This is a genomic window from Yoonia sp., from assembly GCF_046292185.1.
Classification (GTDB): Bacteria; Pseudomonadota; Alphaproteobacteria; order Rhodobacterales; family Rhodobacteraceae; genus Yoonia.
In genome coordinates, this window is sequence record NZ_JBKBQY010000114.1 from 1 (window position 1) to 9,599 (window position 9,599).

Below are 9,599 nucleotides of genomic sequence, written 5' to 3' on the forward strand. Positions count from 1 at the left end.
GTTATCTGCCCAACAACGCCCCCATGATGCTGGCGGGCGCACCCAGCAAATCGGTTGGCGTCATGGTACCATCAGTCACCAATCATGTCTTTGCCGAAGTGCTGGCCGGTGCTGTCGAAACTGCCGAATCTGCGGGTTACCGGGTTGTCATCGCGCATTATGGCTATGACCAGCTAGCCGAGGAACGTGGCATCGCATCCCTGATCGCGGCCAATATCGACGGGCTGATCCTGGGCGACCGCGAACACACTGATGATGCGCTGCGGATGATCACCCTCGCCGATATCCCAGTGATCGAGGTAATGGACAGCCGCAGTCCTAGTCTGCAGCAGGCCGTGGGATATGACAATCACGATGCCGCCTATGCGATGACAGCGGCAATGCTGGCGCAGGGGTGCAGGAAACTGGTTTATCTGGCGGTCAGGCTCGATGCCCGCACCTTGCAGCGGCGTGACGGCTATTCAAAGGCGATGCAGGATCACGGGTTTGATGCGGTCAGCGTGGACACAGCCGAAAAATCGACCTTCACCGGCGGGGCTTTGTTGATGCGGCAAGTCATGCGCGACCACCCGGAAACCGACGGGATATTCTGCACAAATGACGATGTGGCGGTCGGTGCCTATTTCGAATGTCTTCGCCAGGGGGTCAGCGTGCCGGATGACATGGCGATTGCCGGTTTTCACGCGCTCGATATCGGGCAGGCGATGATCCCCCGGCTGGCCAGCGTGCGCACTGACCGCTATGGCATCGGCGCGCGTGCCATGACCGAGCTGATGGCGCGGTTGAAGGCTGGGCCGCCGTTCGATCCGGTGATCGATCTGGGTTTTCAGATCGATCTGGGGAAAACCGTAACGAGGCACCAAACTACTACCCTTTCACCGCCCCCGCCGTCATCCCGCTGACGATAAAACGGTTGGCCGTCAATGCAAAGATGATCACAGGCGCAATCACCAGCACGGCGTAGGCAGCAATCACGCCATATTCAGCCCCAGCCTCTGCCCCGCCCAAGAACCGTGTGATACCAACGGTCAGAGGTTGGGCATTGCTGCCGGCAAGGAACAGCGCAAACAAATATTCGTTCCAAGAGATGATGAAGACAAGGATCGCAAGCGCGATCACGCCGGACCGGACAACCGGCAGCGTGACATTCCAGAAAAGGTTCCACGGGCTACATCCATCAACGATACCGGCTTCTTCCAATTCATGCGGCACGGTGTCGAAGAATCCGACCAGCATCCATGTCGCAAAGGGAATGTGGATCGACAAGTGCGCTAGCAGCAGCCCGAATCGAGACCCTGACAGGCCCAGATTGACGAAGATCAGGAACATCGGCAGCGCCAACACGACATAAGGGATGAACCGCATGGCCAACACGCCGTAAGATACAGCCGCCCGCGAGCGCCCTGAAATTTTTGTCAACCCATAAGCCAGCGGAACGCAGACAACCAAGGTGATCACCACCGCAGAGGTCGAGATGATCAGTGAATTGGTAAAGAAGAACCAGAAATCACCGCGGCTGAACGCCTGCGTGAAATTGTCCAGCGTGAAGTCGCGCAACAACAACAGGTCCAGCGGGCTGCGGAACAAGGCGGTGCTGTTCAGACTTGCCGCCAGCAGCATCACCGGCGGCAGCAGGGAAATCACCAGCCAGATCGCGAGAAGGACATGCACGACCCAAGTGGTGCCGCGTTTTTTCATCCGTGCGGAAATCATGCCTCGTTCCTTCCTGTTTTGCGATAGAGCGTGATATAGACCCAGGCCGCTACCGCCATGATAATGAACATTGTAAAGGCGATTGTATTGGCGATCCCCATATCCTGATTGGCGATGCCGCGGTTATAGGCAAAGATCGACATGACGGTTGTCGATCGGCCCGGCCCGCCACCCGTCAGCGCCCAGATCATGTCAAATTCGCGGAAGGCCGAGGTGATGATGATGATTGACACAAACAGGATATGCGGACGTAGGATCGGCAGCACAATATACCAAAGCGACTGAAACGGGCCTGCGCCATCAACACGACCAGCCTCGTGCAGTTCATCTGGGATCGTGGTCAACGCGGCATAGAACACTAGCACCGCCAACGGAATCAAGTGCCATGAATTGGTAATCGTCGCAGCCAAAAGCGCAGTTTCCCTGTCCAGCAACCAATAAGGCTGTGGGCCACCGAACAGTTTCAGGACTGCGTTCACAACACCCGTTTCCTGCTGCCAGATAAAGAATTTCCATGCGATACCACCAACGATGGGCGTCATGACGAAGGGGATCAGAAACAGTGCTACCCAGAAAGGCCGGAACTTGACCTGTCGTGCATTGAGCAGGAAAGCAATCAGAATGCCAAAGCCTACCGATAGGATCAAACAGCCCATGGTAAAGATGCCGGTGATGCGCAGCGCGTTCATGTAGAGCGGGTCAGCGAAAACCCTACGGTAGTTTTCAAAACCGACGAAAGTTTTATCGTTGAATGCGTAAAGGAAGACATCCTGCAAGCTGTAGGTGAAGCCCAGCACCAATGGCGTTCCCACCACGACCAGCATCAAGATCAGGCCCGGCAGAATAAACCACCAACCGCGTGTGAATTTGTCGCGTCGTTGTGCCATGGCTGAAGTCCTTTAGATCAGGATATCCGGGCAGGTTTCCCTGCCCGGACGCGTATTTTTACTGAATGTAGCCAGCGCGCCGGAAGGCGTCGTTCATGCTGTCGACCCAGCGGGTCTGCGCCTGCTCTGGCGTCAGATCGCCCGAGAAGACATCAGTGATGAATTCGGTCGTACCGTTCCACATCACGGAGCCGTATTCAGGGATACCCTGTCGGATAAAGACCGATTGCAGCACTTGTTCATAGGCGGGCAGGAATTCGGGATAGTAAGGACGCAGGTTGCGCAATTCTTCGCTGGCAAAGTGGCCAGCGGTCGAGAATTGCTCAGATTGCTTACCCCATTCGATTTCGTTGTCCTGCAGCATCCATTTCAGGAATTTGAAAGCTTCTTCGCTGTTGGGCGTGTCAAAGATGAACACGCCACCACCACCAAGGAAGGGTGTACCTTGGGTGTATCCGGCAAGGTTGTCATCCCACATCGGCAGCGGGCTATAACCAGTGTTGCCTGCAGCAGCGCCGCCTTCAGTTTCAACCGTGCCAACGCCTTGGGGCCACATGACCGCAGTCGCCAGACGCCCGTCACGGAACATTTCCAGACCTTCAAGGAAGCCCCAGTTTTGAGCTTCGCGTGGTGCGGTATTTTCGGCCAGATCAACAAAATATTCTGCAGCTTCGATCACAACAGGGTTGTCGATGTCAGGAGTAAAGTTCTCGTCCCAGCCCGACACACCGGTCGAGTACAGAACCACGATAAAGCTACGGGTGATCCCTGCCCCGGCACCAAGCGCGTCTGCCCATCCATAAACATCGCTCTCAAGCGTTTCGCCAGCCAATGTCTCGCCTGCATCACGGGTAAAGAATTCGGCGACTTCACGCAGTTCGTCCCAGGTATTCGGTGTTTCCAGCGCACGCCCATAAGCATCCTGAAACGCGGCCTGTTCATCTGGATGTTCAAACCAGTCGCTGCGCACGATCAGCATCGGCGCGGCAGGTGTCGTCGGTACAGCGATAATTTCGCCGGGGCGCGCATCTGATCGCATGTGGCTGTCCACGATCAGCGGCGGATAGGCATCGATGTCAAAGTCATATTCTTCGATGTAAGGCGTCAGATCGACGACATGTTCTGCAAAAGTGCCGAACCAGCCGGGACTATGATAGCCGAGATCCCAGCGACCTGTACCGCCGATCGCCTCAATCGACATCTGATCGCGCAGCTGGTTGGGCGGCAGTATTTCACCGATCACCTTGATGCCCGTTTCTTCTTCATAAAGCGGCGCGAAATGGTTGATCACGGCGTCAGCTTCTGCACCGGGATGCAGCGCCCAGCGGATGGTCACATCCTGCGCCGTGGCTGTAGTGGCGAGCGACATGCCAAGGGCCATGGCCCCTGTCAGTAACCCTATTTTGTTCAGGTCTGTCATTTTGGTTTCTCCTCCTCTGGTGGTATCCGCCCCAACGATCAGTTGATCCGCAATTCCGTTTTGGGGTCGAACAAATGGACGCGCCCGGGGTTGGGTGCGACCGTAATGGTTTGATTGGGTGTCAGATTATGGCGTTCGCGCAGCACCACCGTGAAAGGCGTATCACCCAGCCGCGCTCCGATCAGGATTTCCGCGCCGGTGGGTTCGACGATCGATACCTGCACCTGCAAGCCGGTGTCGGCGACGGTCAGATCCTCTGGCCGGATGCCGATGCGCACATTCTGGCCTTCGGTCAGGGCAATCCCGGCGGGGGCATCAAGGCGTTGACCATCGGCCAGTACCAAGGCACCGCCCGTCACGGTCGCATCAAGGAAATTCATTGCAGGCGATCCGATAAAGCCCGCCACAAACAGGTTCATCGGCCTGTCATAAAGCTCCAGGGGCGCGCCTGCCTGTTTAACCACGCCGTCATGCATCACGACGATGACATCGGCCATCGTCATCGCCTCGATCTGGTCGTGGGTGACATAGACGGTCGTAACCTTCAGCCGCTGGTGCAATTGCTTGATCTCGGCGCGCATCTGCACGCGCAGTTTGGCATCCAAGTTCGAAAGTGGTTCATCGAATAGAAACACCTGCGGATTGCGCACAATCGCGCGGCCCATCGCGACACGCTGGCGCTGACCACCTGACAATTGGCGCGGATAACGGTCTAGCAACACGTCAAGGTTCAGAATGTCGGCTGCGTTATTCACACGGCTGGCGATTTCGGCCTTGTCCACACCCGCCAGTTTCAGCGCGAAACCCATGTTCTGCGCGACGGTCATATGCGGATAAAGTCCGTAATTCTGGAACACCATCGCGATGTCGCGGTCTTTGGGGGCCATATCGTTGACTTCTTGCCCGCCGATGCGGATCGATCCGCCGGTCACATCCTCCAGCCCTGCAATTAGACGCAGCAGCGTGGATTTCCCACAGCCTGACGGCCCGACCAGCACAACAAATGCCCCATCTTCGATTTCAACATTGATGCCATGGATGACGCGCACATCACCGAATGCCTTTTCCACGTTCTGGATGCTGACGCCGGACATGTCCTGCCTACCTTTCTTGTATTTCTTCAGGCACCCCGACCCTGAGGGTCAGATGCGCCGCTGCGCTGTTACCCATGACGGTTTGGGCATTGGGGATGTCGTTAAGTTCGGCACGGTCCGTGGCTGCCGCTCGTGACAGGCCATAGGTCAACCAACGGTCAATCAATCTGGCGCGCAATTCGTCCATTGGGACCGACAGCATCACCGTCAGATCGAAAAACTGGCGCAGATCCTGCCACCCGTCCTGTTGCAACAACAGATAATTCCCCTCGATCACCACGACCTTGGTCGCCGGGTCAAGCTGGCCCGCATCAGCGATCGTCTTGTCCTGCGCGCGATCAAACAGCGGATAACGGATCACGTCAGATTGTGACCTGATGGCACGGACAAGCCCCACGAAACCCGCCACATCAAAGGTCTGCGGTGCGCCTTTGACAGACCGCATCGCCATCAAATCGAGCTCTGCATTGTCAAGATGATAGCCATCCATCGGCACCAAGGCCGCAGAGCCAACCCCATCACGCAGTCTGATCGCATTCACGACATCTGCCGCGATGGTCGATTTTCCAGCAGCGGGCGCACCGGCAATCCCGACAAGAACCCGGTCCACATTGCCACGAAGCTTGTCTATCTGCGCGCCAATCGCGGCAACAGCATGATTATCCATGTGATCCCCCATCAGTCAGCACTTTGCCTCCCAGCCACTGACCTTTCCCTAGCGCTAGCACCCTGCCAAAAACCTGTCAATTACAACTTTTGAATGAAGTAGTAACTAATTGCCATTGCCCCGGCGTTTAACTACCATAACGTTGTCTGCATGTTGGGCGCTTGGTGATGCGCAATTTAGAGAGGCCTCGAAATACGCTGCAATGACTGATATACAGCACGCTTCATACGAAGATTGGGCCTTGAAAGGGTCCAACCAAACCACAGTGCGTGCGTATAACGAACGGTTGGTGCTGCATCTGATCCGTAGACGTGGCGCGATGTCAAAGGCGGAAGCCACGCGCGCCACCGGATTATCAGCGAACGCGACATCTACCATATTCCGTGCCTTGGAAAAAGACGGGCTGCTTGCCCGGGGCGACCCGACGCGTGGCAGGATCGGACAACCGTCGGTGCCATTGCATTTAAACCCTGATGGTCGGTATTATATCGGGCTAAAGATCGGCCGGAGAAGCTTCGACATTGTCGTCATTGATTTTACGGGAGCAGTGCGCGCGCGCCGATCTGCATCCCACGCTTATCCGACCCCTGCCGGCACACGGGTATTTCTTGAAACACATATTCCCGCGTTGTTGCGCGTCGCCGGGCTGCAGATTGCTGACATTTCCGGCAGCGGCATCGCCATGCCGACAGGATTATGGGAGTGGTTGGACGATTTCGAGGCAGCCCCTGATGAAATGGAGGCGTGGCGGGAATTCACCGCTCAGACAGACCTGAAAGACCTGCTTCCCGGTCCCATCATCGTCGAAAATGACGGGACAGCGGCATGCCGGGCAGAATGGGCCTTCAGCGCGCAAATCGATCGGCCAGACAGTATTTATTTCTTTATCGGCACCTTCATTGGTGGCGGCATCGTTCTCAACGGCAGCGTGTTTCGCGGCTGCCACGGCAACTCGGGTGGCTTTGGCCCGGTGCGGGTGCCGGATGAGCCCGGCGGGACGCGCCTGATTGACCACGCATCGCTCACTGCATTTTATAAAATGTGCGAAAATGCAGGTCACTCCTATGATCTGGCAATCATCGAGAATGCCGATGCGAGAGATCTTGAACCTGTCCTGTCCCAATGGATTGCCCGTGCCAGCCGTAGTCTGGCCCATGCGATCGTTTCGGCGGCCGCTGTTATCGATTTTGAGACGGTCATCGTTGATGGATGTTTTCCCGAAGATGTCCGAAGCCGTTTGCGTGACGAAGTCGATGTGCAGCTTGGATCGCTCGACCTGCAAGGTATCATCAAGCCACAGATTATCCCCGGCAGCTTCGGCGGAATGGCACGCGCGGTCGGCGCAGCGGCAGGACATATCACATCGCGCTATATGGTAGACAACCCGCTCGCACCGCTGGGTTGATCCTATCCCCAACGTTGGACCGCGCGAAGGCAGGCCTATGATCAGGGCGGCAGGCTGGCAATGTCACACGCGTGAACGAGGTTACCGATTGCGCCGTATGGCCCGGTCATGGCACCATCCAAGGCTGTCGATGTGTTTCGGCGAGGCATTTGACCCCACCATCGGCGCGCAACAGTAAACCGATCGACAGCGCATGATCATGTTGTTATTTCAAAAAAATTTGCATGGCTTATGGGGTCAAGCTTCGACGCCGAAAGGGGTTAGAGTTCCGCGCCTGTTCACAGACGGGTATCTGTATTGGCATAGAGGTTGCACATAAGACTGATGATAGCGGACGGCTGATGCGCATGGTAGCCATCCCGTCGCGCACCGAGCGGACCGTGCATCGGTCCCGGCGAGGCCGCCCAGGACCGCCGCAGGCTGCCGATTGAGGACGAGCCGCTACCGGATATTCTCTGGGAAAATACTGCGCTGAATGCCTCGTCGCCTACTTTGAAGGACAGTCGCAGTCTGCTTCAGGCTGCACTATCAAGGCTGGATCAGGCATCGTATTTGCCGACATAAAGCACAGCGATATGGTCCTGTGACCTTAGGTTCTAGACCCCGCGAAACAAATGCAGAAAAGGGGTGCGCGATATGGCCTGTTTAAAGCAAGATAAACACCAAAGATGATCATTTTTCTCCGGCCGTTTGCCTCATGCCTCTATGACTTTCACCATTTCGTTTCGCTGAACCTGTGGGCATGATTGGGAAGATATCCACATAAAACGCAGCACTGCTCGCAAAGCAGGTAAAATAACCTTTGAAAAAGATGACCACGGTCCGCATGTGCAATTCATCAAAGCGGCTATGTGGATCCAGTATCGAGAAATCAGAGTAACATAAAAACAAGATTTACTATTTTATTTCCGATAAACAATCTGAATTCGCATGGCTGCCCGAAGAATGGCGGACCAAAAGATGAGCGGAAAAACCACAGGCTTCAGAGTCTATCTGACTGATGATCAACGGTCACAGGCCGAAGCCGGACAGAAAGCGGCAGGGTATAAAACGCTGTCAGCCTATATGCGCGATTGCGCGCTCAGCGGCGCGCCCGTTCATCTCCTGACCATCGCGCGCGAGATGGGCAAGCTTGGACAGATCGCGAATGACATCCTCACGGCGGGTGATGCCGCGACCGGCACCGGAGGGCTTTACGGCAGCGACGCCAGGAAGGCCGCGCGGCGGATCATCAAGGCATGTGATGCCGTGACGGCTGCACTGCGGGTGGATTGAGCGATGCGCCCTTACGTGACATTTCATGACAAAGCGAAGATCGTCGTCGACTATCTCGACAAGCCTGATGCACATCCGGTCGGCGGCACCGTGCCCTATCTGGGATACAAGGACCTGACCAAGCGGTTCAATGCATTGGGCAATCAGGCCACGCGAGAACCGTTCATGCATCTCACCCTCTCATTACCAAAGGGGGTTGCGGCCAGCAACAGGCTCTGGATGCGGATCGTAAAGACCGTGGTCAAAGCGTTCGGTCTTGATCCGGACGCGACGCCATGGTTTGCAGCACGCCACAGGGATCAGGCCTGCGATCATATCCACGTCATCATCTCGCTGCGGGACTTCATGGGGCGACTCTGGGCCGTGTCGCTGAATCGCATCAAGAGCGACAGGATCCATCAGCATGTTTGTGCGCTGCTGGGGCTGGCTCAGCCCGCCTATTTTGATCCCGATGCGACCCCTTGTCTGGCACCAGTCACACCCGCACGAAATCTGAAGAAGAAAAGTCGTCACAAGCTGTTCCGGGATCTGATGGCCGTCTTCCGTCATGTTCAGCCCGAAACCATCGCTCACTTGAGTGGTCATCTTTCCCGGCAGCCTGGCGGATTCAAGGTGACCCCTGCTTTGAACAAAAAAGGTGTCCAGTCACTTCAGTATGTGAGCGACGAACAAAAGATTTTTGCCGGCAATCTCGGCACCGCCTGGGAACCAGGTTTTGTAAAAGCACGTCTCGCGTTTTGCCGCATTTTGCGGCGCTGCCGCTATGACCTTCAGTTGAACAAGCTCATCGATATCTTTCGCAAACCAGAAATGGAGACACAACTTGACCGAACAATCGCTGCCGCACAAAACGCTCGAACTGCCACCGCCAGATCAGATCATCTTCAACCAGCTAATGGAGACACAAGCCAAAGTATTGGGCCTTTATCCGCTGCTGGATTTGCTGGCGGAACCCGACGATCAGAAGGAAACCTTGGGCGAGAGACTGGCCGCATTGCTGACGGACCTCACCCAGACCTTACAGACCTTTCAGGCGCAGCATCAGGAAATGACGAAAGCCATCCGCGACCACATGGCGACGACCGAAACGGCAGCGCAAGCCGCGATGGAGCAGAGAGACGCTTTGGACAACAAGCTG

9 protein-coding genes are annotated in these 9,599 nt (G+C 56.1%); 4 read left to right on the forward strand and 5 right to left on the reverse strand.

Features of this window, described 5'->3' with window-relative positions:
- The coding region (locus ACK4TM_RS15745; RefSeq protein ID WP_409702977.1) for a substrate-binding domain-containing protein at positions 1 to 902 on the forward strand (902 nt) is incomplete at its 5' end.
- Here ACK4TM_RS15745 and ACK4TM_RS15750 read toward each other — a convergent pair.
- From ACK4TM_RS15750 to ACK4TM_RS15770, 5 genes are read right to left on the reverse strand one after another with little or no spacing between them, the layout of a single operon-like run.
- Positions 868 to 1,713: a carbohydrate ABC transporter permease gene (locus ACK4TM_RS15750; protein ID WP_409702979.1), complete on the reverse strand. Its 846-nt coding sequence runs from the start codon at positions 1,711 to 1,713 to the stop codon at positions 868 to 870. The two genes, ACK4TM_RS15745 and ACK4TM_RS15750, sit on opposite strands and share 35 nt — an antisense overlap.
- Positions 1,710 to 2,600: a carbohydrate ABC transporter permease gene (locus ACK4TM_RS15755; RefSeq protein WP_409702981.1), complete on the reverse strand. Its 891-nt coding sequence runs from the start codon at positions 2,598 to 2,600 to the stop codon at positions 1,710 to 1,712. The genes ACK4TM_RS15750 and ACK4TM_RS15755 overlap by 4 nt, the downstream gene beginning before the upstream one ends.
- Positions 2,601 to 2,658: 58 nt before the next feature.
- On the reverse strand, positions 2,659 to 4,020 hold the full coding sequence (locus ACK4TM_RS15760) for an ABC transporter substrate-binding protein (RefSeq protein WP_409702983.1): 1,362 nt from the start codon (positions 4,018 to 4,020) through the stop codon (positions 2,659 to 2,661).
- A 38-nt stretch (positions 4,021 to 4,058) separates the two neighbouring features.
- Positions 4,059 to 5,114 carry an ABC transporter ATP-binding protein gene (locus ACK4TM_RS15765; protein WP_409702985.1) on the reverse strand — a complete coding sequence of 352 codons (1,056 nt, stop codon included), beginning with the start codon at positions 5,112 to 5,114 and terminating at the stop codon, positions 4,059 to 4,061.
- Positions 5,115 to 5,121: 7 nt separating this feature from the next.
- A complete protein-coding gene (locus tag ACK4TM_RS15770) occupies positions 5,122 to 5,781 on the reverse strand; it encodes a uridine kinase (protein WP_409702987.1) in 660 nt (219 codons plus the stop codon).
- 289 nt (positions 5,782 to 6,070) lie between these two features.
- On the opposite strand from ACK4TM_RS15770, the gene ACK4TM_RS15775 reads away from it, so the two are divergent.
- The 3 genes from ACK4TM_RS15775 to ACK4TM_RS15785 all read left to right on the forward strand — a co-directional run.
- Positions 6,071 to 7,186, forward strand: coding sequence for an ROK family protein (locus ACK4TM_RS15775; RefSeq protein WP_409702989.1), 1,116 nt, complete (start codon positions 6,071 to 6,073; stop codon positions 7,184 to 7,186).
- Between the two features lie 960 nt (positions 7,187 to 8,146).
- Entirely contained in the window at positions 8,147 to 8,461 is a 315-nt protein-coding gene (locus ACK4TM_RS15780) for a hypothetical protein (protein WP_409702991.1), read from the forward strand.
- A gap of 3 nt (positions 8,462 to 8,464) precedes the next feature.
- Positions 8,465 to 9,599, forward strand: a 1,135-nt coding sequence (locus tag ACK4TM_RS15785) for a relaxase/mobilization nuclease domain-containing protein (protein WP_409702993.1), incomplete at its 3' end; no start/stop codon positions are given.

Bases quoted from the DNA above. Each gene is read 5' to 3' on its own strand.
- ACK4TM_RS15770 (WP_409702987.1), bottom strand. From the start codon at position 5,781: ATGGATAATCATGCTGTTGCCGCGATTGGCGCGCAGATAGACAAGCTT.
- ACK4TM_RS15760 (WP_409702983.1), bottom strand. From the start codon at position 4,020: ATGACAGACCTGAACAAAATAGGGTTACTGACAGGGGCCATGGCCCTT.
- ACK4TM_RS15750 (WP_409702979.1), bottom strand. From the start codon at position 1,713: ATGATTTCCGCACGGATGAAAAAACGCGGCACCACTTGGGTCGTGCAT.
- ACK4TM_RS15755 (WP_409702981.1), bottom strand. From the start codon at position 2,600: ATGGCACAACGACGCGACAAATTCACACGCGGTTGGTGGTTTATTCTG.
- ACK4TM_RS15780 (WP_409702991.1), top strand. From the start codon at position 8,147: ATGAGCGGAAAAACCACAGGCTTCAGAGTCTATCTGACTGATGATCAA.
- ACK4TM_RS15765 (WP_409702985.1), bottom strand. From the start codon at position 5,114: ATGTCCGGCGTCAGCATCCAGAACGTGGAAAAGGCATTCGGTGATGTG.